The 25,536-nt window shown below is 69.8% G+C and carries 11 protein-coding genes and 2 pseudogenes; 1 reads left to right on the top strand and 12 read right to left on the bottom strand.

Going from position 1 to position 25,536, the window contains the following annotated elements:
• Positions 1-210: 210 nt before the first annotated feature.
• Positions 211-2,991 (bottom strand): DNA polymerase I, encoded by a 2,781-nt coding sequence (polA, locus tag XcodCFBP4690_RS09275; protein WP_104540675.1) that lies wholly within the window; start codon positions 2,989-2,991, stop codon positions 211-213.
• A gap of 77 nt (positions 2,992-3,068) precedes the next feature.
• Between polA and XcodCFBP4690_RS09270 the strand changes: the two genes are divergently transcribed.
• Entirely contained in the window at positions 3,069-3,359 is a 291-nt protein-coding gene (locus XcodCFBP4690_RS09270) for a DUF2782 domain-containing protein (protein WP_104540674.1), read from the top strand.
• Positions 3,360-3,619: 260 nt separating this feature from the next.
• Here the strand turns inward: XcodCFBP4690_RS09270 and tssA are convergent, their stop codons facing one another.
• From tssA to icmH, 11 genes and pseudogenes are all read right to left on the bottom strand, one after another.
• Positions 3,620-4,669 carry a type VI secretion system protein TssA gene (tssA, locus tag XcodCFBP4690_RS09265; protein ID WP_104540673.1) on the bottom strand — a complete coding sequence of 350 codons (1,050 nt, stop codon included), beginning with the start codon at positions 4,667-4,669 and terminating at the stop codon, positions 3,620-3,622.
• Between the two features lie 50 nt (positions 4,670-4,719).
• Positions 4,720-8,058, bottom strand: a pseudogene (locus XcodCFBP4690_RS23415) (beta strand repeat-containing protein); the annotation flags it as partial.
• Between the two features lie 69 nt (positions 8,059-8,127).
• Positions 8,128-11,376 (bottom strand): annotated as a pseudogene (locus tag XcodCFBP4690_RS23410) (beta strand repeat-containing protein); the annotation flags it as partial.
• An 81-nt stretch (positions 11,377-11,457) separates the two neighbouring features.
• A partial coding sequence (locus XcodCFBP4690_RS23405) for a beta strand repeat-containing protein (RefSeq protein WP_430523610.1) occupies positions 11,458-13,646 on the bottom strand: 2,189 nt, incomplete at its 3' end.
• An 11-nt stretch (positions 13,647-13,657) separates the two neighbouring features.
• Positions 13,658-15,331, bottom strand: coding sequence for a ShlB/FhaC/HecB family hemolysin secretion/activation protein (locus tag XcodCFBP4690_RS09250; RefSeq protein WP_104540740.1), 1,674 nt, complete (start codon positions 15,329-15,331; stop codon positions 13,658-13,660).
• Positions 15,328-15,768, bottom strand: a complete 441-nt coding sequence (locus tag XcodCFBP4690_RS09245) for a hypothetical protein (RefSeq protein WP_104540670.1) — start codon at positions 15,766-15,768, stop codon at positions 15,328-15,330. Before XcodCFBP4690_RS09245 ends, XcodCFBP4690_RS09250 begins: the two co-directional genes overlap by 4 nt.
• Positions 15,765-19,478: a bifunctional serine/threonine-protein kinase/formylglycine-generating enzyme family protein gene (locus XcodCFBP4690_RS09240; protein WP_104540669.1), complete on the bottom strand. Its 3,714-nt coding sequence runs from the start codon at positions 19,476-19,478 to the stop codon at positions 15,765-15,767. The genes XcodCFBP4690_RS09245 and XcodCFBP4690_RS09240 overlap by 4 nt, the downstream gene beginning before the upstream one ends.
• Positions 19,479-19,482: 4 nt before the next feature.
• Entirely contained in the window at positions 19,483-20,199 is a 717-nt protein-coding gene (locus XcodCFBP4690_RS09235) for a PP2C family protein-serine/threonine phosphatase (protein ID WP_104540668.1), read from the bottom strand.
• On the bottom strand, positions 20,196-20,771 hold the full coding sequence (tagF, locus tag XcodCFBP4690_RS09230) for a type VI secretion system-associated protein TagF (RefSeq protein WP_104540667.1): 576 nt from the start codon (positions 20,769-20,771) through the stop codon (positions 20,196-20,198). The genes XcodCFBP4690_RS09235 and tagF overlap by 4 nt, the downstream gene beginning before the upstream one ends.
• Positions 20,768-24,295, bottom strand: coding sequence for a type VI secretion system membrane subunit TssM (gene tssM, locus XcodCFBP4690_RS09225; protein ID WP_104540666.1), 3,528 nt, complete (start codon positions 24,293-24,295; stop codon positions 20,768-20,770). The genes tagF and tssM overlap by 4 nt, the downstream gene beginning before the upstream one ends.
• The gene (icmH, locus tag XcodCFBP4690_RS09220) at positions 24,292-25,536 is read right to left on the bottom strand and encodes a type IVB secretion system protein IcmH/DotU (RefSeq protein ID WP_104540665.1); all 1,245 of its coding nucleotides are present in this window, start codon (positions 25,534-25,536) and stop codon (positions 24,292-24,294) included. The genes tssM and icmH overlap by 4 nt, the downstream gene beginning before the upstream one ends.

Here is a 25,536-nt window from a genome sequence, read left to right as displayed (position 1 = left end):
TGCTCCAGGGGATGGGAGAGATCTACCGACAGGCGTTGCGCCCGTCGAGGGATATAACACCATTTTCTACATTGATGGATCGTGAAGATGACTGTTAAAAAAATGTAGAATTTAGCGATTATTCATTCCCTCAAGCCAGCCCGATTCGGATTATGTTTGGGTGTTGTATGGCTGGTCTGCGCATTCAGCATATCAGCGAATATTGCCGCGTCAGTGCGCCTGGTCCCAGTTATCGCCAATGCCCGAATCCACCACCAACGGCACGCGCAACTCGGCCGCGGCGGCCATGCGCGTGGTGACTTCGGCCAGCAGCGTGTCGACGAAATCGATGTCTGCTTCGAACACCAACTCATCGTGCACTTGCAGGATCATCTTCGCGCGTTGTGCGTGGCCGGCGATCCAGCCATCCACGCGGACCATCGCACGCTTGATGATGTCCGCTGCGGTGCCCTGCATCGGTGCGTTGATGGCGGCGCGCTCGGCACCGGCGCGCTGGCCCTGGCTGCCGGCGTTGATGAAGTCCAGATACAGCCGGCGGCCGAACACGGTTTCCACGTAGCCCTTGTCGCGCGCCTGCTGGCGCGTGGTTTCCATGAAGTCGCGCACGCCCGGATAGCGGCTGAAGTACAGCGCGATGTAGTCCTGCGCTTCGCCACGGCCGATGCCGAGCTGGCGGGCCAGGCCGAATGCGCTCATGCCGTACATCAGGCCGAAGTTGATCGCCTTGGCGGCGCGGCGCTCATCCCCGCTGACGGTGTCGATGGTGCGGCCGAAGACTTCCGCGGCGGTGGCGCGGTGCACGTCGGCACCGGACTCGAACGCGCCCACCAGGCCGGGGTCGCCGGACAGGTGGGCCATGATGCGCAGCTCGATCTGCGAATAGTCGCAGGCGATCAGCTTGCGCCCGGGCGGGGCGACGAAGGCGCGGCGGATGCGGCGGCCGTCCTCGGTGCGGATCGGGATGTTCTGCAGGTTGGGATCGGACGAGGACAAGCGCCCGGTGGCGGCCCCGGCCTGGTGGTAGCTGGTGTGCACGCGCCCGGACTGCGGGTGGATCATCTCCGGCAGCTTGTCGGTGTAGGTGCTGCGCAGCTTGGCCAGGCCGCGGTACTCCAGGATCACCCGCGGCAGTTCGTGCTGGTCGGCGATGGCTTCCAGCGCTTCTTCATTCGTCGAGGGCTGGCCCTTGGGCGTCTTGACCACCGCCGGCAGCTTGAGTTCGTCGAACAGCAGCGCCTGCAGCTGCTTGGGCGAATCCAGGTTGAAGCTGCGCCCGGCCAGCTCGGTGGCCTTCTGCTGGGCGGCGAGCATGCGCTTGGACAGGTCCACGCTCTGGCGGCGCAGTTCGGCCGCGTCCACGCACACGCCATTGGCCTCGATGCGCGCCAGCACGCTCACCAGCGGCATCTCGATCTCGCGGTAGACGCGCTCCAGGCTGGGCTCGTCGGCCAGGCGCCTGCCCAGCACCTGGTGCAGGCGCAGGGTGATGTCGGCGTCTTCGGCCGCGTAGCGGGTGGCGTCTTCCAGGCTGACGTGGGCGAAGGGGATCTGCTTGGCGCCCTTGCCGCAGATGTCTTCGTACTTGACGGTGTCGTAGCCGAGATAGCGCTTGGCCAGGCTGTCCATGTCGTGGCGGGCGCTGCCGGAGTTGAGCACGAAGCTCTCCAGCAAGGTGTCATCGGCGTAGCCGGCCAGTTCCACGCCATGCCGGCGCATCACGTGCAGGTCGTACTTGCCGTGCTGGCCGAGCTTGCGCACGGCCGGGTCGGTGAGCAGCGGTGCCAGCTGCGCCAGTGCCTGGCTGCGGTCGAGCTGGGCCGGGGCGCCGGGGAAGTCGTGGCCGAACGGCAGGTAGGCGGCCTGGCCGGGCTCGGCGGCGACGCTGAGCCCGATCAGGTTGGCCTGCAGCGCGTCCAGGCTGTCGGTTTCGGTATCGAAGGCGAACTGCCCGGCCGCACGCAGGCGCGCGATCCAGCTGTCCAGCTGTTGCTGGGTCAGGATGGTCTCGTATTGGCCAGGCGCGGCCAGTGCCGGATCGATCTCCACCGGCGCGCTGGCCGGGCCGGAGACGAAGCCGGTACCGCGGGCGCGGCCGGGTTCGGTGCGGGCCACCGCCATCGCTTCGGTCTGCACGCCAGCGGCAGCGGCGCCACCGAGTTCGCGCAGCGCCTGGCTGAAGCCATAGCGGGCATACAGCGCGGCCAGCGCCTCGGTGTTGGGCCCGCGCAGCTCCAGTGCGCGCGGGCCGCTGGCCAGCACCACGTCGGTCTTGATGGTGACCAGTTCGCGGTTGAGCGGCAGCCGCGGCAAGGCGGCGCGCAGGTTGTCGCCGATCTTGCCCTTGATCCTGTCGGCGTTGGCGATCACGCCGTCGAGCGAGTCGTATTCGGCCAGCCATTTGGCGGCGGTCTTGGGGCCGCACTTTTCCACGCCGGGCACGTTGTCGATGGCATCGCCCATCAGCGCCAGCAGGTCCACGATCTGGTCGGGGCGCACGCCGAACTTGGCGATCACCGCCGCGTCCGAGTCCATGCGGCTGCCGCTCATGGTGTTGACCAGTTCCACGCCCGGGCGCACCAGCTGGGCGAAGTCCTTGTCGCCGGTGGAGATGGTGACGGCCAGGCCGTCGGCGGCGCCCTGCAGCGCCAGCGTGCCGATCACATCGTCGGCCTCCACGCCGTCGATGCGCAGGATGTCGATGCCCAGCGCATGCACGATGTCGCACATCGGCTGCACCTGCGCGCGCAGGTCGTCGGGCATCGACGGGCGGTTGGCCTTGTAGTCGGCATACAAGTCATCACGGAATGTCTTGCCGGGCGCATCCACCACGAACGCGACGTAGGCCGGGCGCTCCTTCAAGGTGGCGCGCAGCATGTTGACCACGCCGAACAAGGCGCCAGTGGGCTCGCCCTGGGCATTGGTCAGCGGCGGAAGCGCGTGGAACGCGCGATACAGGTAACTGGACCCGTCGATCAGGACTAATCTGCTCATGGCCCGATTCTACGCTGCACGCCCACGCCACATCCGGCCAGCGCATACTCGGCGACGACCTCACACGGACAATCACGATGAAGAGAGCATGTCTTTTGTTGCTGCCGCTGTTGCTGCTTGGCGGCTGTGCGACCACCTCCGGCGGCACTGCCGGCGACGGTATCCCGGCCGGTGCCGATGTCACCAGCAAGACCATGGGCAATGGCGACAAGGTGGACGAATACCGCGTCAACGGTCAGCTGGAAATGGTGCGGGTCACGCCGGCACGCGGCGCGCCGTATTTCCTGTACGACCGCGACCACGATGGGCACACCGACGCGGAGAAGGACAAGGTCAACAAGGTGTATTGGCAGCTGTATAGCTGGTGATTCGGGATTCGGGATTCGGGATTCGAGATTCGGGATTGGCAACCGCTGGGGCGTGCGTGCCTCTGGTGGCGGTGCGCCGACCTGAGGCGGTGCGATTGCCCGCTGGTTTGGGCAATCGGCTAAGGAGCCGCGACAGCGGGGCCATCGCGGCCTGCGCTGCGCGTGCAGGCACACCTGCCGTGGGTCACGCAGCCCAAGGTCCGTCGGTCGGCTCGTCCCGCTGCTTGCCATGCGGCTGTCGGTTGGCCTGGGCGCAAGGCTCAGCCGTTGTCCAGCGGGCCGGTGACGCGTTGCAGGTCGTCGATGCCGGCCGGGGCCAGTTCCTTCATCAAGGCCAGGAAGTCGCAGCCCACCAGGCGCTGCGCGCGGCGCAGCAGCATCGGGACCGGGCTGGAAGGCTCGCAGCGCGCGTAGTAGGCGCAGATCTCGTCCAGGCGGCGCAGCACATCGTCCGGGCCGGCAATGGCGCCGGGCGGGCGGGCGCTGTTGCCGTGCGCCACCTCGCTGCTCTCGCCTGCCGGCGTCGCATCGGCCTCCGGGGTTGCGGCGGTGGTGGCGCCACCATCGCGGGCCTGCCAATGCGGCAGCACGAAGCGCTCCAGCTCGCGCAGGTCGGCCAGCAACGGGCGCAGGTCCGGCGCGGCGGTGCCCAGGCGTTCGGTCAGCAGGGCGTCGATATCGCGCGCGCGCGCCAGCGCATCGGTGATGGCCTGGGCGGAGGCGGCCAGGGTCTCGGGCGCGCAATCCAGGCAGCAGGCTTCGATCTCGGCCAGGCTGGGGCCGCTCTGGCCGTCGGGGAGCTTGATGCTGCCGTTGGCCACGCGCAGGTCGCGCAGGCTGAAACGGCCCAGCCGCGGCGACTGCACGAAGGCGGTGGTGCGCAACGCGCCGAGCAGGCCCATGGGGTCGCTGAGGCCGACCAGGGCGTTGACCCGCGCGGTGGGGTCGTTGTCGTCGTCGGCATCCAGCTGCGGGTGCACGCTGTCCCAATGCTGCTCCAGCAGGCCGTGGATCAGCGCCAGTGTGTCGGCCCATCCCGGCAGCCCGCGCAGGCGCAGCCAGGCGGCGCCGAGCCGGCTGGCCACGCGCAGGTCGCGGCTGCGCCGGCTCAGTTCCAGCGCCAGCGCCTGCACCTTGTCCCAATCGGGTTCCTCGGCGGCGATGACGGCATCGCCCAGGCTGCGCTCGGCACGGATGGCCGAGTCGCGTTCCAGGCGCAGGAAGTCCGGGTCGTACTCCAGGTCCGGGCCGGCCGGCGCGTCGTCGCTGACCGGTGCGAGCAGGGTCTGCAGGGTGCTGTCGTCGTGCATGGCATGGGCTCCGTCGGGGATGCCGCCGCGGCGAGGCGGCGGCGGGGCGATCACTGAGGCGTGCAGACCGCGTCCGGGTCGCCGGCATCGCAGGCCGGCTGCTGGTCGTCGGGCAGGCGCAGCCCCGGGCGAACCAGGCCGAACGCGCGATACGGCGTGCCCGACGCGGACAGATCGACGAAGGCGATGGTGCGGCTGGCCGAACTCTGCGCGCGGCCGGCGAACGCGGAGGCCGGCACGTTGAAGCTGGAGCCGCCGCTCAGGTCCAGCAGGCCGCCATCGGCGGTGGTGGCGTTGAAGTAGGCAGGTGGCGCGCCGACGAATCCGATGGTCTGGGTGCCGGTGCCTATCACGTACAGCGGATTGCCTTGCGTGCCGATGCGGCCGGTGGCCGAGAAGCTGCCGACGCCGTCGCGCAGCGTGGCGCGGCCGTCCTGCAACAGGTCACCGCGCACCGACAGGAACAGCGCGCTGTCGCCGGCATCCACGCTGTAGATGCTGCCGTTGGACAGCACCAGGGTGAGGTCGCCAGCATTGGTCAGGCTGAAGCCGTTGCTGGCGGTGAAATCGCCCAGGCGCACCACGCGGTTGTCGATGAAGCTGCCGGCATCGCCCAGCGCCACCGGCCCGCCGGCAGTGCCGCCGAGCAGGTTGGCGGTGAGCGTGCTGCCGGCGCGCTGGCGGATACCGGCCGCGGCCTGCAACCAGGTGGTGGCGCCGTTGAGCTGTCCGTCCAGCACCAGGCCGCCGCCACTGCCCAACCGCAGCAGCCTGCCGCCATCCACGCGCCCGCTGACCTGCAGCGTGGTAGCGCTGAACACGTCCAGGCCCTGCGCACTGAAATCGCCCAGCGTACCGATGGCATTGCCGGCGCCGGTCAGCGTGGCCGCACCGGCGGCGCTGCCGCTGAGTTGCGCTGCGCGCAGGCTGCCGGCGCGCTGGGTGATCGCACCACCGCTACGCAGGCTGAGCGTGCCGGCACTGGTGATGTCGTGTGCGAGCAGCGTGGCACCGCCGCTGCCCAGCGTCACGCTGCTGCCGCTGATCGCGCCACTGCTGGACAGCTGGCCGCCGGCCTGCAGGTTCACCGCACCACCGGATTGCGCAGCGGCAGCCAGGTCGTTGCGATCGGCCAGGGCAATGCTGCCGCCGCTGGCCTGCACGCTGCCCTGGAAATCGTTGCCGGCATCGGTGAGCACGATGGCACCGGTGCCGGCGTCGAGCACGCTATTGCCGATGATGGTCAACGCGCCCTGCTGGGTGATGTCTGCGCCGGTTGCGGACGGGCGCGCCACCGCTTGCGCGGTCAGCCTGCCGGTGCTGCCGATTCCGTTGCTGCCACTACGCGCCACCAGCGTGCCGCCGATACGGCCCTGGCCCAGGTTCAGGCCGGCGCCGCTGACAACATCCAACGCTCCCACGTCCAGCGTATCCAGCGTCAGCCCGTTGCGATCGCGCACACGGGTATCGCCACCGCTCAGGCTGAGGGCCGACTGGAAATCGTTGCCGGCATCGGCCAGCGCGATGGTCGCGCCGGCGCTGTTGATGCGGGTGGCGCCGGTCACGGTCAACGCACCGGTCTGGGTCACCGCACCGCCGTTGCTGGCAGCATCCAGATCGCCGTTGACCAGGCCAAAACCCAGGTCGAGCGCACCGTTGCTGGCGACATTCAATGCGCCGGTGTCGAGCGCATCCAGGGTGAGCGCATTGGCATCGCGCACCTGCGTGGCGCCACCGGCCAGCACCAGCAGCCCCTGGAAATCGTTGCCCGCCGCGTCCAGCGTGATCGCGCCTCTGCCGGCATCCACCACGCTGTTGCCAGCCACCTGCAACGTGCCTGCATTCTGGGTGATGGCTGCGTTGGTGCTGCGCAGGCTCAGCGTGCCGCTGGCACTGATACCTTCGCCCAGCGCAATCCCGTTGGCACCGCTGAGCTGCACATCACCGCCGCGCAAGGCGTGCGTGGTAGTCAGCGTACCGCCACGTGCAATGAGGCTCAGCGCACCGGTCCCGACATCGATCGCACTGGTTGGCAGCTGCAAGGCGCCGCCGGCATCCAGCAAGACCGAGGCGTTGCCGCCGCTCTGCAGGGACACGACCTGCAGGTCGTTGCGGTCTACCAGCCCAATGCCGGATCCCGCCACGCTCACTGCCCCGGCGAAATCGTTGTTGGCGTTGTTCAGCGTGATTGAGTTGCTGCCGGCGTTGAGCGTGCTGGTGCCGGCGATGTTGAGTGCGCCGGCCTGGGTGATGGCGCCGTTGCTGCTGTTGGCAACCAGTGCGCCGTTGACCATGCCCTGGCCGAGGTTCAGTGCGCCGTTGCTGGTGACGGTGAGTGCGCCGGTGTTGAGCGCGCTCAGTGTCAGCGCATTACGGTCGTTGATCTGCACTGCGCCGCCGGTCAGCGTCACCGCGCTCTGGAAATCGTTGTTGCCGGTCAATGCGATGGCCGCCGTGCCGGCGTTCGCGTTGGTGGCACCGCCTGCGGTGAGCTGTCCGCCGGTCTGGTTGATCGCGGCATTGGTGGTGCGCAAGGTCAGGTTGCCGGCGTTGATGTCGTGCGCGAGCGTCAAGCCGTCGCGTGCATCGAGCACGACGTTGCCGCCGCTGAGCGTACCGCCCGTGCTGAAGGCGCTGCCGATGGCGGTCAGGCTGAGGGTGCCGGTTCCAGCAGAGATCGCCGATGCCGGCAGGTTGAGCGTTTGGGCGGTCAACGCGATATTGCCGCTGGTGTTACCGCTGATCGACGAGACCGACAGCGTGTTGGTGTCGCTGACGGTGATGCCGTTGCCGGTCAGGCCGACCGCGCCCTGAAAATCGTTGTTGGCGTTACTCAGCGTGATTGCACCGGTGCCAGCGTTGAGAGTGCTGGTGCCGGAGATGTTGAGTGCGCCGGTCTGGGTGATGGCGCCACCGGTGCTGTTGGCGACCAGTACGCCGTTCACCGTGCCCTGGCCCAGATTCAGTGCGCCGTTGCTGGTGACGGTGAGTGCGCCGGTATTGAGAGCGCTCAGTGTCAGCGCATTACGGTCGTTGATCTGTACTGCGCCGCCGGTCAGCGTCACTGCATTCTGGAAGTCGTTGTTGCCGGTCAGTGCAATGGCGGCGGCGCCGGCGTTTGCACCGGTGGTACCGCTAATCGCGAGTTGGCCGGCGGTCTGGTTGATCGCCGCATTGGTGGTGCGCAGGGTCAGGTTGCCGGCGTTGATATCGTGCGCGAGCGTCAAGCCGTCGCGTGCATCGAGCACGACGTCGCCGCCGCTGAGCGCGCCATTGGTGCCAAGGGCGCTGCCGGTGGCGGTCAGGCTGAGCGTGCCGGTGCCGGCGGAGATCGCCGATGCCGGGAGGTTGAGCGTTTGGGCGGTCAACGCGATATTGCCGCTGGTGTTGCCGCTGATCGACGAGACCGACAGCGTGTTGGTGTCGGTAACGGCGATGCCGTTGCCGGTCAGGCCGACCGCGCCCTGGAAATCGTTGTTGGCGTTATTCAGCGTGATTGCGCTGCCGCCGGCGTTGAGCGTGCTGGTGCCGTTGATGTTGAGTGCGCCGGTCTGGCCGATGGCGCCGTTGGTGCTGTTGGCGATCAGTGCACCATTGACGATGCCCTGGCCCAGATTCAGTGCGCCGTTGCTGGTGACGGTGAGTGCGCCGGTGTTGAGCGCGCTCAGTGTCAGTGCATTGCGGTCGTTGATCTGCACCGTGCCGCCGGTCAGCGTCACCGCGTTCTGGAGGTCGTTGTTGCCGGTCAGTGCAATGGCGGCGGTGCCGGCGTTCGCGTTGGTGGCACCGCCAACCAGGAGTTGTCCGGCGGTCTGGTTGATCGCGGTATTGGTGGTGCGCAGGGTCAGGTTGCCGGCGGTGATGTCGTGCGCGAGCGTCAAGCCGTCGCGTGCGTCGAGCACGACGTCGCCGCCGCTGAGCGCGCCATTGGTGCCAAGGGCGCTGGCGGTGACGGTCAGGCTGAGCGTGCCGGTGCCGGCGGAGATTGCCGATGCCGGGAGGTTGAGCGTTTGCGCAGTGAGGGCGATGTCGCCGGTGCTGTTGCCGGTGATCGATGACACCGACAAGGTGTTGCGGTCGGTGACAGCGATGCCGTTGCCGGCCAGGCCAACCGCGCCCTGGAAATCGTTGTTCGCATTGTTCAGCGCGATCGTAGCGCTGCCGGCATCCACAGTGGCTGCGCCACCGGCGGTCACTGCACCGGTCTGGGTGATGCCGCCGCTGCCGCTGCGGGCGATCAGCGTGCCGGTAGTGCTGCCCTGCCCCAGGTTCAAGGCGCCGCCGCTGCGCGCGGTCAGTGTGGTGGTGGCGAAGCTGCCGAAGCGCAACGCACCGAGCGCATCGATCTGTACCTGGTCACCGCTGACCGATACCGTGTCGCTGAAGACATTGGATTGGCTGGTCAGCGATACGTCGCCGCTGCCGGCGACGATATCGGTAGTGCCGTCGACATCGGCCTTGCCGCTCTGCTGGGCGATCAAGGCGTTGTCGGTGGTCAGCCGCAGGTTGCCGCTGGTGTTGACGTCGTGCCGCAGCACCATGCCGGCGCCTGCATTGAGGCTGACATTGCGCCCGCTCAGCGCGCCGTTGGTCAGCAAGGTGCCGCTCTCCGAGCTCAGGCGAAGATCCGCACTGCCGGTATCGATCGCCTGCATCGGCAGGCTGAGCGCGCGGCCTGCGGTCAGCGTGACCGGGCTGTTGCTGCCGCTGCTCAGCGAGGCGATGGACAGGTCGTTGGCGTCGTAGACGGTGATGCCGGTGCCGGTCAGTGCCAGTTGTGCCACGAAGTCGTTGTTGCTGCCTTCCAGCGCAATGGCGCCGGTGCCGGCATCGACCGTGGCAAGCGCGCCGGCGGTGATCGCACCGGCGGTCTGGGTGATGGCCGCGTTGTTGGTGGTCAGGGTCAGGCTGTTGGCGGCGGTGATGTCATGCGCCAGGTTCAACCCGCTGCCACCGTGCAGACGGATCTGGTTGGCGCGCAGCTCGCCGGTGGTGCCGAGCAACCCGCCGTCTGCGGTCAGGCTCAGATTGCCGCTGCCGATGTCGATCGCCTGCACGGGCAGCGACAGTCCGCCACCGGCAGTGAGGGCGACATCGCCGCCGGCTCCGGCGGTCAGTGCGCCGATGCGCAGCGCGTTGCGGTCGCGCACCGAGATGCCGGTGCCGGTCAGCGCCAGCGCGTCCTGGAAATCGTTGGCGCTGTTGCCCAGCGCAATGGCGCCATTGCCCGCGTCCAGTGTCGCCGCACCGGTCAGCGTCAGTGCGCCGCTCTGCCCGATCGTGCCGCCGTTGCTGGACGCGGTCAGGGTGCCACCAATGGTTCCCTGCCCCAGGTCCAGGTTGCCGTGGCTGGCGACGGTGAGTGCGCTGGTGCCGAGGCTGCCGAGGTTGAGCGCGTTGCGGTCGTTGATCAGCACCGTGCTGCCGGTGAGCGACAGCGCACCCTGAAAGTCGTTGTTGGTGGCGTTCAAGGTGATCGTACCGGCGCCTGCCGCCGCCGTGGCGGTGGTCGCCCCGGTCGCATCGAGCAGGCCGGCGGTCTGGGTGATCGCCGCCGTGTCGCTGATCAGCCCGAGCGTGCCGCGCGCCTGGATCGCGTGCGCCAGGTTCAGGGCGCCGCTGGCGCGCAGCGCCACATTGTTGCCTGCCAGCGTGCCCGCGGTGGTCAGCGCACCGCCGAGCGACGTGAGGCTGAGGTCACCGGTGCCGGTGTCGATCGCCTGCGTGGGCAGGGTGAGAGTTCCGCCGGCCAGTACCTGGGTGGCAGCGTTACCGGTGGCGGTCAGCGCGCCCAGGGTCAGGGCGTTGGCGTCGCGCAGGGTGATGCCGTTGCCGGTGAGGCTGACAGCCGCCTGGAAATCGTTGCCGGCGTTGTCCAGCGTGATGGTGCCGCTGCCGGCATTCAGCGTGCTGGCTCCGGTCACGGTCAGCGCATTGGTCTGGGTGATTGCCCCACTGCCGCTGTTGGCAATCAACGCACCGTTGATGGTGCCTCTGCCGAGGCTCAAGGCGCCGTTGCCGTTGACGGTGAGCGCACCGGTGTTCACCGTTCCCAGGGACACTCCGTCGACGTCGTTGAGTTGCACGTTGCCGGCGGAGAGAGTGAGCAGGCCGGAAAAATTGTTGCCGGCCCCGCTCAGGGTGACCGCGCCGCTACCCGTGTTGGCGGTGGTGGTGGTGGCCACCACCACGCTGCCCGCGGTCTGGTTCACCGCGGCATTGCCGGTGGTGAGGATCAGCGACGCAGCATCGACGTCGTGACCGATGCCGATGCCGTCGCGCGCGCGCAGGCTCACGGTGCCGCCACGCAAGCTGCCGGCCGTGCTCAGGGCACCGCCGTTGGAGGCCAGGTACAGCAAGGCGGTGCCGGTGTCGATCGCGAAAGGGGACAGGCTGAGGGTGGCATTGGAAAACAGTTCCACCGCGCCGTTGGGGCCGCTGGTCAACGCGGTGATGCTGAGATTGTTGCGGTCGTACACATTGACGCTGCCGCCGGTGAGGCCGAGGCCGCCGGCGAAATCGTTGCTGTTGTTGTTGAGCACGATGGCGCCGCTGCCCGCGTTGATGGTGCCGGCGCCGGTGACGTTCAACGGGCCGGTCTGGCCGATCGCGCCGTTATTGCTGACTGCCGTCAGCGCCCCGCCCACTGTGCCGCTGCCCAGGTTCAATGCGCCGGTGCTGGTGGCGGTGAGGTTGCCGGTGGACAGCGTCCCCAGCGTCAGCGCATTGGCATCGGTGATGCTGGTGGCACCGCCACCAAGCGTGACCGCCTGCTGGAAGTCGTTGCNCCGCTGACGGTGGACTGGGTGATCGCGCCATTATTGCTGCTGGCCGCCAACGTGCCGGTCACCGTGCCGCTGCCCAGGTTCAATGCGCCGATGCTGGTGGCGGTGAGGTTGCCGGTGGACAGCGTCCCCAGCGTCAGCGCATTGCCATCGGTGATGCTGGTGGCACCGCCGCCAAGCGTGAGCGCCTGCTGGAAGTCGTTGCTGCCGGTGGTCAGCGTGATCGCGCCGGTGCCCGCCTGCACATCGCCGATGCCGGTGACGGTCAGACCGCTGACGGTGGACTGGGTGATCGCGCCGTTGTTGCTGGTGGCGGTCAGGGTGCCATTCACCGTGCCGCTGCCCAGGTTCAGTGCGCCAGTGCTGTTGGCGGTGAGGTTGCCGGTGGACAGCGTCCCCAGCGTCAGCGCATTGGCATCGGTGATGCTGGTGGCGCCGCCACCAAGCGTGACCGCCTGCTGGAAGTCGTTGCTGCCGGTGGTCAGCGTGATCGCACCGGTGCCCGCCTGCAGGTTGCTGGTGCCGGTCACGCTCAGCCCGCTGACGGTGGACTGGGTGATCGCGCCATTATTGCTGCTGGCCGCCAACGTGCCGGTCACCGTGCCGCTGCCCAGGTTCAATGCGCCGGTGCTGGTGGCAGTGAGGTTGCCGGTGGACAGGGTGCCCAGCGTCAGCGCATTGGCATCGGTGATGCTGGTGGCACCGCCGCCAAGCGTGACTGCCTGCTGGAAATCGTTGCTGCCGGTAGTCAGCGTGATCGCGCCGGTGCCCGCCTGCAGGTTGCTGGTACCGGTGACGGTCAGGCCGCTGCCGGTGGACTGGATGATCGCGCCGTTATTGCTGACTGCCGTCAGCGTACCGCCCACGCTCCCGCTGCCCAGATTGAGCGCGCCATTGCTGGTGGCGGTGAGGTTGCCGGTGTTGAGCGTGCCCAGCGTCAGCGCATTGCCGTCATCGATGCGGGTGGTACCGGCGGTGATATTCACCGCGCCGGTAAAGTTGTTGCCCGCATTGTCCAGCGTGAGTGCGTTGCTGCCCAGCGCGAAGGTGCTGGTTCCGTTCACCTCGAGTGCGCTGGCCTGGCCGAGGCTGCGTGCGTTGGTCACGCTGAGGTTGCCGCCCACCGTGGCGCGGATGCCGGCGATCTGGTTGCTGCCGGTGAGCAGCAGGTCCCTGCCGGCCGTGGCGCTGAGATCACCGGCGGTCAGGACGCCGGTCTGTTCGATACCGCCCGCGCCGGCGCTGTAGCCGATGGAGCCGGTGTCGGCATTGATGCTGCCGCTGCCACCGATGGCCGTACCGGTGGCGCCATTGGCGACCAACGAGACACTGCCGTCGGAACCGGCCGACGACAGCGAGGCGGCGCTGATGATGCCGCTGTTGTTGATCAATTGACTGAACACCCCACTGGCGGCGCTTGCCTGCAAGCTGATGGTGTTGCCGGGTGCGATCAGGCTGCCGGTGTTCTGCACTGCCAGCGTGGCGAGCTGCGATTGCAATGCGCGGGTGATGATGACACCGAAACCGCCGGCTTCGAAATTGAGCGTGACACGGTCGGCGCCTGCCAGCGTGATGTTGCCCGCGGTGGCGGTGACGGTGCCGTCGTTGACCACCTGGCCGCCGATCAGGTTGACCGAGCCTGCCGCCGCGGTGATGGTGCCGCTGTTGATGATCGAGGCGGTGGAACCGCCGGCATCGAGCGCGTCGTTACTACTCATGAAGTTGGCCGCGCTGGTGCTCAGGCTGCTGGCCACCAGTCCGCCGACATTGACCTGCGCGGTATTGCCGAACAGCACACCGCGGCTGTTGATCAGGAACACCTGGCCGTTGGCGCTGAGGTTGCCGAAGATCTGGCTGGCCGAGCTGCCACCGATCAGGTTGAGTACCGCCGCGCTGCTGGAAGGCTGATCGAAGCGCACCGTGGCCGCCGAGCCGACGTCGAAGGACGACCAGGTCAGCGCCATCCGGTTCGAGGTCTGGGTGATGACCTGGGTGGCGCCGCTGGGCGCCTGGATGGTGCCGGTGCCGCCGGCAATGCTGCCGCTGGTGGGCAGCTGGGTGCTGGCGACCTGCGCGGCGGCCGGCGCGCTGAGCGTGAGCGCGGCGGCCAGCGCAAGCGCCAGCGGCGCGCGTGGCGGCAACGTACGGGAGGAACGGCCTGCAGCGGTGACGGCGGTATGGTTGGCGTGCATGCGCAGATCCCTCAGAAAGTGAAGCCGAAACGCGTGTAGATGCGGGCGTCGTCGCGACCATCGGAGGCGTTGCGGCTCCCGGTCGGCAGGGCGGCGGTGAGGCGGCATTCGAAGTTGGCGTACTGCGGCAGGCGGAAGGTGAAGCCCACGCCGGCGGCGTCGAAGCGCGCCGGCGCGGCCACGCCGTTGGCCGCATACACGCGGGCGTGGTCGGCGAACACGTCCAGCTCCAGCAGCTCGCGCCACGGGCGGCCGTTGAACGGCGAGGCGACATCGGCAAAGCCCGGCGCATCGATGTGGTATTCCAGCGCGGTGTAATACCCGCGGTCGCCCAGCGCATCGGATACCGGATAGGCGCGCACGCTGTCCGGCCCGCCCACGGCGAACTGCTCCAGCGGCGCCAGGGTGTCGTCGCTGTATTGGCCGCTGAACTTGAAATACAGCCGCTGGGTGCGGGTGAGATATTGCAGGCGGGTGTAGGACAGCCGCGCCAGGGTGAAATGGCTGTCGCGGTCGGGGGTGACCAGGTCCGGGTCGGCCGAGCCATCGCGCAGGGCCTGGCGCACGCTGAGCTGCAGCAGGTCCACGCCGCGCCAGCGCAGATCGGTGCGCCGCAACGAGGCGCCCAGCTCGGCCACGTCGAAGGATTGATCCGACAGGCGGGTGCCGGCCGCCTCCAGCCGCGAGGTCTCGCGCAGGTAGCGCGCCGAACCCTGCAGCTGCAGCAGATCCTGGTTGATGAACTTCCAGTCCGCACCGGCATACATCACCGCGGTCGGCCCCCTCAGGCCCAGCCGGGCGAACACGCCGTTGCGCACTTCCAGTTCGCTGCGACTGGCGCCGATCACCGCGCTCAGGCCCGATACCTGGCCGACCGGCAAGGCGTACGACAGTGCGCCGATCTGGCTCTGCCGCGGCGACAGCGAATAGGCGTAGTTGGCGGCGAACACGTCGCCCAGGCCGAGCGGGCTGTTCCAGGTGATGCCGGCCTGCGCGCGATAACGGCCGGTGAGTTCGGTGCCGTAGTTGTTGCCGCCCAGGCTGATCACGTACGGGCGCGCGGCTTCGCTGGCGACCAGCACCACGTCGGTCTCGCCGGCGTTCTGGCCGGGCTGCAGCACCGAGGACAGCGAGACGCCGGGCAGGTCGCGCGCATACAGCAGCGCGGTGTCCACGTCCTGCTTGCGCAGCGGGCGGCCCTGCAACTGGCGCAGCGGCGCCGACAGCGCGTTGCCGCGGTAGCGCGCCGCGCCCTGCACGGTGATCTGGCCGATGCGCCCTTCGAGCATGCGGATCTCGATGATGCGGTCCGCGCCCGGGGTCTGCGCCGGCAGGTAGGCGGTGCTGACGATGAAGCCGGCGCTGCGATAGGCCTGGGTGATGGTATCGGCCACGGCCTGCAACTGGTCGAAGCGCAACGCCACTTCCGGCTGGCCCTGCGCCAGCGTGGCGAAGGCGGCATCGGCCACGGCCTGGATGCGCGCCGGGTCGATGCCGGCGTCGGGATAGTTGCCGACATCGCGCACGCGGAAGCCGCGCACCGGCAGGGTCGCTGCGGCATCGCCCCGGTCCTTCATGGCCGGCAAGGCGGCTCCGTCGGGAGCTGCAGAGCCATCCTGGGCCTGTGCCCACGCCGGAACGGCCAGCAGCAGGCACGCGGACAGCGCCGCGGCCAGACAGGTCATACGCATACGTCACTTACCCCTAAAAACATCCGTTGTCGCGCATGCCCGACGGGCCCGGCAGCGCATGCGGCCGAGTGCAGACCCGCATGACGTTCGGTGTGGTTGCGCTCGCCCCTGACTGAACGTCGGTCGAACCCCGACGTACATTTATGCAATGTTAGCAATATAAGTGCGACGAAAGTCACTGTTACAACAATTGCCCAGGTGCGCCCGTGCCGTTGGCTGAATCCATTAGGTTGCGGCGGCGGGCTGGAGCGCTGATCCGGCGGCGGCTGGGTGTTGCGCAAGGTGGCGCCCTGGGCCTGGCGCGCGGCTTCCAACACGCTGCGGCGGCGCGCGCGGTATTGCGCGCGGTCGAGCTGACCGTGCTGATGCGCCTGGGCCAGGGCCTCCAGCTGCGCGTTGGCCGGATGCGGCGGGGTGCCGTCGTGGCTCATGGCAGTTCCCGCAGCACGCGAAAGCCCACGTCCGGCTGCGCCGAGCCGTTGTCGCTGCGGCTGGCCTGCACGGTGCAATCGGACCAGTAGCTGGCGAAGCTGCCACCGCGCGCCTGCACGCCGGCGCCGCTGGACACCCATTCCCAGACATTGCCGGTGAGGTTGATCAGGCCCCAGGGATTGGCATCGCGCCCGCGTGCGGACACCGGCGCGCGCACCGCGTCGGCGGCATTGGCATTGGGCGGCACGCAGTTGCTGTCTTCGGCCTGCCGCCAGTTGGCGCCGGCCTGCGCGGCATGCAGCCATTCGGCATCGCTGGGCAGGCGGTAGCGCCAGCCGCCGCTGCCGATGGTCAGCCAGCGCAGGTAGGCGCGGGCCTGGCTCAGGCTGATGTTGCGCACCGGCGCGCGCGCCAGCTCGGGGGTGCTGGCGGCCTGCGCGGTGCAGCGGCCGGTGGCCTGGCAGAACAGGTTGAAGTCGGCCACCGCCACCTCGCCGCGCGACAAGGCATACGGCTGGCCGCCATTGAGCCCGGGCACCACCACCAGCATCGGTCCGCGGGTGTCGCCCAAGGTGTCGAAGCAGGCCGCGCCGCGCCCGGGCAGGCCGGCGCCACCGCAGGGGTCGGGCCCGGTGGGCACCGGCGGCAGGCTGGCCTCCTCGTCCAGGCCGGCCGGCGCTGTGGCCGCGCCGGCAGCGCGCGGGGCGCCCGTGGCGGCGGCTGGCCTGGCAGCGGATCTGCCCCGTGCCGGCCTGGCGGTGGCGGCCGCTGCTGCCGTTTCGCCGGTGCTGCCGGTGGCGCCGGTGCTGCCGGTCGGCACGCTGTCCGGGGCCGGCGCATCGCTGGCGGGTGCGCGTTGCAGGCGGGCCGACAGCGTGCCGTCGGGCAGTTGCCCGGCCGCCTTCATCTGCGCTTCCAGCTGCGTCATGGCAGTGGCATCGCTACGATACAGCGCCTGCAGGCGCTGGCCCAGCGCCCGACGCTGGGCGGCGGGCAGGTCGCCGGCGGCCATCACGGCGGCGACCACCGCATAGCGTTCCTGCGCCTGGCGCAGCTCGGCGCGCTGGCCCAGCCGTTGCTGGGCCTGGACCAGCAACTCGGCCGCCTGGGCATAGCGGCCCTTGGCGAAGGCGTCGTCGGCGGTGTTGCGATACACCTGGGCCAGCAACTGCGGGCCTTCGCTGCGCAGCAGCGGGTGGTCCGGCTGCAGGCTGCGGATGCGCGCCAGCGCATCGGTGGTCTTGCCCAGGTCGTTGGCGGCCGCGGCACGCCGCAGCGATTCCACCCGCCCGGCCAGTTCGGCCTCGGCGCTTTCGCGTGCCAGCGCCTGTTGCAGTTGTTGCTCCAGGGTCTCAAGACGCGTGCGCTGGGCCAGCAAGGCGCCCGACTGCGGGGCCAGGCCCAGGCCGAAGGCCACCAGCGCCTGCGCGCCGGCCAGTTGCGCCGGATCGGACTGTGCGGCCACCGCGCCAGCGATGGCCTCGGCGACGGCGGCGCCCTGGGTGTTGCGCTCGGCCGGCGGCAGCGCGGCCAGCGCGGCAGTCACGCGTTCGCGCCAGGCCGGGTCGCTGCCGGGTTGCGCCAGGGCGGTGGCCAGCGCCTGGCGTGCGCCGGCGGCGTCCAGCGGCGTGGCGGTGCGTGGAGCGCGGCGGGCCTGCTGCTCGGCCACCTGTACCTCGGCGCTGCGCAGCTGCAGGCGTAGCGAGTCCGGGAAGGCGGCGCGGGCCTGGTCGATCTGGTTGCGTGCGGTGGCCAGTTGCCCGGCAGCCACTGCCTGCGCGATGGCCTCGTCCAGCCGCACTTCCAGCGCCGAGTGGCGCAGCAGGCTGCTCTGCGGATCGATGCGGCGCACCTGGTCCAGCGTAGCCAATGCGTTGTCGGGCTGGCTGCGGAACAGCAGGCCGGCATCGAGCTGGCGATTGAGCGCGGTGTCCAGCGCATTGAGGCGTTCGTTCTTCTCGCGTTCCATGGTCTGGCGGCGCGCGTCCAGCGACGGCGAGTACAGCCGCAGCCGGTCGCGCAGCGCAAAGACCTGCAATGCGCCGCGATAGTCGTCGCGGCCGTTGCCCGGATTCCACAGCGCATCCAGGCGACGCAGCAGGAAATCCTCGATCAGGTCGCTGCGGTCGGTGAGCAGGCGGCGGCGGTCGTCCGGCTCCAGGCTGGACAGCGCCTGCATGGCCTGGGTTTCATCGCGATAACGCTGCGGGTCCTGCGCGCCGAAGCGGGCGATCACCTCGGCCAGATGCTGCTGATGCAGATAGCGGTGGATGCCCCAGCCGCCCGTGCCCACGACAGCCAGTGCGGCGGCGCCGTAGCCGAGCAAGGGCAGCGCGCGTTCGCGCAGCGGCACCTGGCGCAGGCCATCGAGCAACTGCTCTACCCGCTTCAAGCGATGCGCCGCCGGGAACGCCACCGCCGCGCACAGCGTGGCGTACTGGCGCCGGGTCAGGCCGGGCACCGGCGGCGGGCGACGGCCTTCGCGCAGCGCGACTTCGGCACTGAGCTTGTCGAAGGGGTGTTTGCCGGTGAGCAGTTCGAAACACACGCAACCCAGCGCGTACAGATCGTCGGCCGGTGTCGGTGCCTGGCCGCGGATCATCTCCAGGCTGGCATACGCGGGCGTCAACGCACCGAGCGTGGCGGCATCGAACACGGTCTGCTCGCCGGCGACGTCGGCGGCGTGTTTGCCGGCGCGCGCGATGCCGAAGTCGAACACCTTGGCCACGTTCTCGCGGGTGACCATGACATTGCCGGGCTTGAAGTCCGAATGCACCACGCCGGCCGCGTGCGCGCGGATCAGCGCCCGGCCCATGCCCTCGATCAACGGCCAGGCCTGCCTGAGCGGCATGCCGTTATAGGCCTGCTCGCGGATCAGCGTTTTGAGATCGCAGCCGTCGATGTACTCCATGGTCATGAAGACCAGGGTGCGGTCCTTGTCGAAGTCGTACACGCGCACGATGTTGTCGTGCGCCAGCTTCTGCGAGCGGCGTGCTTCGCGCTGCAGCGCCACCAGCGCGTCGGGATGGCGGCGGAATTCGTCGCTGAGCACCTTCACCGCCAGCCATGGGTCGCGGTCGCGCGCTTCCACCTTGCGCTCGTCGCGCGCCAGATACACCACGCCCATGCCGCCGCGGCCGAGTTCGCGCTCCAGCAGGAAGCGGCCCTTGAGCAGGCTGCCGACGCTGGCGTGATCGCCGCCGGCGGCATCGGCCAGTTGCTGCCAGCTGGACAGGCTGGCGGTGCCGGCCGTGCCGGTGCCTGTTCCGGTCTGGGTGCCCAGGCCGGTCTGCGTGCCCAGCCCCAGGCTGGTGAGGCTGGGCGCCTCGCCGGGCAGCGGCTGCGCCGGTTGCACGCGGGTGATGTCGTCGTCGGTCACGTGCACGGCATCGCGGCGCGGCATCACCACGGTGGCGTCGTCGTCGATCGGCGTGGCGGTGGACGTGGCCGTGGACGGTGGCGCTGGCGGCGCTGGGGAGGTGGGAGCGGCATTGCGCAAGGCCTCCAGCCGGCTGACCAGGGTGGTGACGGTGGCATCGTCCAGCAGCTGCTGGCGCTGCAGTTGCCACAGCGTTTCCACGCCATCGCGGTATTCGGCTTCCGGCATCGCCGCGCGCCTGCCCAGCGCGGCCAGCACGGCCTCCAGGTCCAGCGCGCCACGGCGCATGGCGGTGACCAGTTCGGTCACGGTGGCAGTGTCTTGGTGCATGCGTTCACTCCTGCAAGCTGACGACGACGGCGGTGACGTTGTCGCGTGCCGCCCTGCCCATCGCCAGTTCGAACAAGCGCGCCAGCAGCGCGCGTGGATCGCCGAAGCGGTGGCTTTCGGCATCCAGCTCCGGGTCGGGGATTTCCTTGTTGATGCCGTCGCTGCACAGCACGAACTGCGTGCCGGGCAGGCTAGGGGCGAGCACCCAGTCGACGAACAACGGTTCCTGCGCGCCCACCGCACGGGTGAGCACGCCGGCCGCGGCAGCGGCGGCCTGGGCGCTGCCGAACTGGGTGAGGTCTTCGCGCACGCCATGCACGTGATCGCGGGTGAGCTGGCGCAGCGGGCCGGCGTGGCGGGCGTAGATGCGGCTGTCGCCGACCCAGCCGCACAGCATGAAATCCGGGTCGTGCACCAGCACCACCACGGTGGTGGCGATCATGTCCACGCGGCGCTGGCGCGCGGTCTGCAGCAACTCGGTATTGATCTGCGCCAGGGTGTCGTCGATGGCATCCAGGAAGTCGCACAGGTCCGGCGGGCGCACCAGGGCGCCCAGCCGCTGCACCAGCAGCTGGCTGGCGTAATCGCCGGCGCTGTGGCCGCCCAGGCCATCGGCGACCACCCACAGGCCAGCGTCCTCGCGCAGCAGCAGCGCGTCTTCGTTGAGGCGGCGCACCTTGCCGGTTTCGGTATGCCCGGCCGACCGATACGGCGCGCTCATCGGGTCACCTCGGTGATGTCCTGTTCGGCCAGCAGCCACTGCAGATAGCGCTCGGCCGCAGGCAGGCCGCTCAGTGCATGCGCAGTGCCGCCCGGCCGCCACCACAGCGACTGGCCGTGCGGCGGTGCCGGCGCCGTGGACGGCGATGCGGGGACCACCAGCGCGCCGACGGCGGTGTCGAAACCGGCCGCGTCGGTGCGTGCGCGCAAGGCGCGGCCCAGACAGGCAGCCAACGCGCCGAACCAGGCCGGCGCCGGCAGGCACGCATGCGCCCGCGGCATCGCCAGGACCAGCGGGAAACAGCGCCCCACCCGGTCTTCGCCCGGCCCGAACACCCCGGCCCAGGCCTGCGGCCCGCACACGCCCGGCCCCAGCGCGAACGCACGCACGCCACTGCCGCGGTAGGCGGCGGGCCAGCGTTCGCCGAGCGGCTGGCGAACCGCCTCCAGGCAGGCGGCAAAATGCGCATCCCAGGGCTGCACGAAGCCGGGCGGCAGGCGCCGCTGCACGAAGTCGCCCACGCCGGGCAACTTGCCGTAGAAGCCGACTTGTTCGGTGGCCGGCATGCTCATCCGCCGCACGCAAAGCGCTGGACGTCGCTGTCCAGGAACGGATGCCGCAGGTTGCCCGCGCGCAGCGGCACCTGCACGTCGTGGCCGCCGAGCGCGAAGCTGGCGACGAAACGCAGGTCGGAGGAATTTTCCAGGTGCCCGTCCTGCAGCGCGCGAAACAGCGCCCAGTCGCCCTGGTAATCGAGCTTGCCCAGCGCCACGCCGTCGGCGCCGAAGGCCGCGATCGAGACATGCCCCGGCACCGGGCCGGGCCAGGTCATCGGCATGCTCTGCGCCGCACCGGGCTGGTAGTCGTAGCGCTGGCCATCGATATCGAGCGTGAGCCGGGCGACGCCTTCGCCCAGCGTGGGTGCCAGCACGGTGAAGCCCACCTGCGGGGCCGGCCCGCCGCGGAAATACTTCTGCCGGATGCGCTGGGCCAGTTGCAGTTGTGCCGGCAGGCCGGGCGCGCCGACCACCGCGTCCGGGCCATCCTTCCAGCGCCAATGCGGCGCCTGGGTGTCCAGCAGCGCCTGCACAGTGCCGGTGTATAGCGCATCCAGGCGCCCACCGCTGCCGAACAGCTCGCCGAAATTCTGCAGCGGAATCTCCACCTGCGCGGCCGGGTCGAACGGGTAGCGGCCGCGCACGAACTCGCTGCACACCTCGCCCACCGACTGGCGCACCTGTGCATCCAGCGCCGCGCGCGCGCCCTGGGTCATCAAGGTGGCGCTGCTGCCGGCCAGGCTCTGCAGCCAACCGGTCACCGGCGGCGGCAGCTGCGCCATTTCCTGCCGCGCCAGCGCCAGTTGCGCATTCGCCGCCGCGGCGTCGCCGCCGCCTTGCGAGACCACCAGCAACTGCTTGCCGAGTTGATCGAGCACGCGCAGCAGCTGGTCCAGCGGCGTGCTGCCGGGCGCACCGGCCGCCAGTGCGTTAAGGGCCAGGAAGTGCTCGCTGATCGCCGCCCCCGGCGCAGGTGCGGTAGCGCCCGCAGGATCGGGCGGGGTCGCCAGCGCGGCGCGCATCGCTGCCCCGCCCGGCAGCTTGGCCGTCGCGCTGCCGGCGGCGGCGGCGGCCTTGCCGGCCACCGCAGCGGCGGCACGCTGGGCCGCATCCGGCGGCGGTGCGCGGTCCAGCGCCTGGGTGTGGTCGCCGACCACGCCCAGCAGCAGCCGCAGCGGCGAACTGGGGCCGGCCAGTCTGGCGGCGGTGGCGCTGGCGGCGGCCAGATCGGCGGCCGGACACACTTGCAGATCGGCCAGCAACGCATCCCAGTAGCGGATGTAGTCGGCCTCGTAGCGCTGGCCGACCTGGCGCGCCAGCGCGGCGCGGGCGGTGGCATCCAGCGGTGCGCCGCCGAACACCCAATCGTCGCGCCCGAAGCGCTCCACCGCCTGGCCGATGCCCTCGCGTTGCAGGGCCGCGAATACCGGCTGGGTGTACAGCGCCGGCACCGGCGCGGACAACGGCGTGCCGCTGCGGCGCACGAAGGTATCGGCGAGCAGGCCTAATGCCTTGTCCAGCCGCAGCGGTGTCCCCGCCGGTGGCGTCAGCAGCAGGTTGCCGTAGATCAGCGTGGACAGGTCGGCCGCCTGCAGGCTGGCACGTGCCTGCGCAATGCGCTGCCCATCCAGCGACAGCGCGCGTACGCGCGCCGGTGAATCCAGCAAGGCCTGCAGCTGCGTGCCCAGCGCCTGCTGCTGCGCCGGATCGCGCGGAAACAGCTTGCCGGCCTCGATCGCCGCCAGCGCGCCGAGCTGGGCCGGATCCAGGTGCTGCGGCTGGCCTAGCATCAGATAGCCCTTGAGCGTGTAGTACAGCGCCTGCGGCGCCTGCGCGTTGTCGACCAGCCCATCGCGAAAGCGCACCGCCAGTGCCGGCAGCAGCGTGGCATTGAGCTGGCGCAGGTAGCCGGCCTGCAGCGCATCGCCGAGCGCTGCGCCCTGGTACAGGCCCATGCGCAGCGACCACGGCACGCCATCGCGATACTGCTGCGCCACCTGCACTACCGATTGGGTGGCGGCGGCCTGCTGCAGCGTGCGCGTCACATACTCGGGCATGCCAGTGGCGGCATTGGGATCGGGCACCGCCGGGCGTGCATCCAGCGCCTGCTGCACCTGCGCCAGATAGGCGCGGTTGCCCAGGTAACTGGCGCTCAACCCGGCCAGGAGCGCAGCGCTCAGCACGCCCACGCCGGCATAGCCGGCCGCCTGCAGCCAGGCCATGCGGCGTTGCCGCGATGGCGGCGTGTTGGCCAGGCCGGATTCGCGCAACACCACCTCGCGCAACAGCCGTTCGACGAAGAAGGTGCGGCGCTGCGCGCCCGGCGCATGCACGCGCGCATCGTCCACGCCGAAGGTGCGCGCCACCGCGCTCATCATGCGATCGATCGGCGTGCCTTCCTGGGTGCCGGAGGTGAAATACACGCCACGCAACAACGGTGCCGGCCCGTAGGCATTGCCGGCGAAACTGCCTTCGACGAACTGCCGCGCGCGCTCACCCAATGCGGCCAGCTGCTGCGGAAACGCCAGGATCGCCGCGCGCCGCAGGCGGTCGCGTTCCAGGTTCAGGCGTTCGAACAGGCGTGCGCTCAGCTGCTGCTGCAGCAGGTTGAATTCGTCGGCGAAATGGCGCGCCGCCTGGCCTTCCAGAGTCTGCGCCAGCGCGAACGTCATGCCCCATACCTGGCTGCGCTGAGCAGGGCTCAGATCGTCGAAGAACTCGCCGAAGCCGCCGATCAGATCGCACTTGGTGAAGATCAGATACACCGGCACGCTGGCCTGCAGCTGCTCGGCCAATTCGTCCAGGCGGCGGCGGATCGCCTGCATATGGGTGTCGCGCTCGCCATCGTCGAGCAGCAGCAGGTCGGACATGCTCATGGTCACCAGCACGCCATTGAGCGGCCGGCGCGGGCGATGCCGGCGCAGCAGGCGCAGAAAATCGCGCCAGGCGCCGGCATCCACCGCCTGGTCCGAATCCTGCGTGGTGTAGCGGCCGGCGGTGTCCAGGAACACCGCTTCGTCGGTGAACCACCATTCGCAATCGCGGGTGCCGCCCACCCCGCGCAGCGCGGCATCGCCCATGCGCGCGGCCAACGGAAACTGCAGCCCGGAATGCTGCAGCAAGGTGCTCTTGCCCGAGCCGGGCGGGCCGATCAGCGCGTACCACGGCAAGCTGTACAGATCGCCGCCACGGCGCTTGCGCAGCAGCGCAATGGCCTGCTGGAAGCGTGCCTGCAACTGCGCGCGCTCCTGGCCGCTGCGCAGCTCGCGGTCGTCGTCGCGGCCAGGTGCAGCCAATGCGCTGGACAGCCGCGCCGCACGCCGCTGCGCCTGCCAGCGGCGCAAGGCCAGCACGCCGACCCACAGCGCGATCACCAGCACGATGGCCACTACGCGCGCGGCCACCCCGGCCAGCAGGCTCCAGCCGCCGATCGCCACATACGGCCCGCCCACCCACAACAGCACCGCGAGCAGGCTCAGTGCCAGCACGCTCACCACTACGGTGGCGCTCAGCGTGGACCACAGCGTCTTCATCGTCATTCCCCCGGCTGAAACAGGATGTCCACGCGGCGGTTGCGCGCGCGATTGGCCGGCAACTGCGGCGGCCGTGCCAGCGGTTGCGAATCGCCCGCACCCAGCGCCTCCACCCGCCCCGGCGTGGCCAGTTGCGCGCGCAGCAACTGCGCCACCGCCTGCGCACGCGCCGCCGACAAGGCGTAGTTGTCGGCAAACCGCAGCGAGCGCACCGGCACGTCGTCGGTATGCCCGACCACGATCACCCGCCCCGGCAATTGATCGATCGCCGCGGCGACCTGCGCGATCAGGCCACGTTGATCCGGCTCCACGTCCACGCCACCGGAGGCGAACATCGCCGCGCTGCTCAGGCGCACGCGGGTCTGGCCATCGGCCTGCTCGTCCACCTGCAACACCCCGGCACGTTCGTGCGCGGACAGCAGCTGCTTGAGCCGCAGCGGCGGTGGCGGCAACGGGCTGGCATCCGGCGGCGTGGCCGGCGCCAGCCCCCACTGCGCGGCCTGCGCACTGATCGGCGCAGCCAGGGTACTCAGGCGTGTCTGGAACCACACGAAGGCCACCACCAGCACGCTCAGCCCCAATAGCGCGGCGGCCCACAGCGGCAGGAAGCGGCCCAGCCGCCGGCGATCTTCCACGCCGCGCCAGCGCGGCGCCAGGCTGTCCGGGGCGGCGCCGCGCTCGGCGCGGATGCGCCGATACAGATCGTCCTGGATCTCGCCCAGGCGGGCCAGGCCGCCGGCCTCGATCTGGTAACGGCCTGCAAAGCCCAGCGCCAGGCACAGGTACATCAGCTCGATCAGGTCCAGATGCCGGCGCACGTCGGCGCACAATCGCTCCAGGATCTGGAAGAACTTGGCCCCGCCATACGACTCGCTGTGGAAGACCACCAGCAGCGTTTTCTGCGACCAGCCGCTGCGCTCGCCCCACGGCGCGTTGAGCACCGCCTCGTCGAGCAGGGCGCACAACACGTAGCGCGCGGCGGTGACCGCTTCCACCGGCGCGCCGCCCTGGTGGGCGCGCTGTTCGAAGCGGCGGATCTGCGCCATCGCCTGCTCGCGCAGGCGCGCCACCTCCGGCAACTGCGCGCTGTGACGCAACTGCACCGCAAGCAGCAGCAGCGGCGTGGCCGCCTGCACCAGCGGGTTGACGCTGCGCCCCAGCAGTTCGCTGATGTCGGTGTCGTCGGCGGCTTCTGCCGGCAACGGCGCGGCAGCGATCGGATCCAGTTGGGTCAGTGGACGGCTCAT

Source organism: Xanthomonas codiaei (genome assembly GCF_002939785.1).
GTDB classification, from domain to species: domain Bacteria; phylum Pseudomonadota; class Gammaproteobacteria; order Xanthomonadales; family Xanthomonadaceae; genus Xanthomonas; species Xanthomonas codiaei.
The sequence above is the reverse complement of the archived record's forward strand: the minus strand, read 5'-3'. Positions and strand labels throughout refer to the sequence as shown.

Bases quoted from the DNA above. Each gene is read 5' to 3' on its own strand.
- tagF (WP_104540667.1), bottom strand. From the start codon at position 20,771: ATGAGCATGCCGGCCACCGAACAAGTCGGCTTCTACGGCAAGTTGCCC.
- XcodCFBP4690_RS09245 (WP_104540670.1), bottom strand. From the start codon at position 15,768: ATGAGCCACGACGGCACCCCGCCGCATCCGGCCAACGCGCAGCTGGAG.
- XcodCFBP4690_RS09270 (WP_104540674.1), top strand. From the start codon at position 3,069: ATGAAGAGAGCATGTCTTTTGTTGCTGCCGCTGTTGCTGCTTGGCGGC.
- XcodCFBP4690_RS09250 (WP_104540740.1), bottom strand. From the start codon at position 15,331: ATGACCTGTCTGGCCGCGGCGCTGTCCGCGTGCCTGCTGCTGGCCGTT.
- XcodCFBP4690_RS09235 (WP_104540668.1), bottom strand. From the start codon at position 20,199: ATGAGCGCGCCGTATCGGTCGGCCGGGCATACCGAAACCGGCAAGGTG.
- tssM (WP_104540666.1), bottom strand. From the start codon at position 24,295: ATGACGATGAAGACGCTGTGGTCCACGCTGAGCGCCACCGTAGTGGTG.
- tssA (WP_104540673.1), bottom strand. From the start codon at position 4,669: ATGCACGACGACAGCACCCTGCAGACCCTGCTCGCACCGGTCAGCGAC.
- icmH (WP_104540665.1), bottom strand. From the start codon at position 25,536: ATGAGCCGTCCACTGACCCAACTGGATCCGATCGCTGCCGCGCCGTTG.
- XcodCFBP4690_RS09240 (WP_104540669.1), bottom strand. From the start codon at position 19,478: ATGCACCAAGACACTGCCACCGTGACCGAACTGGTCACCGCCATGCGC.
- polA (WP_104540675.1), bottom strand. From the start codon at position 2,991: ATGAGCAGATTAGTCCTGATCGACGGGTCCAGTTACCTGTATCGCGCG.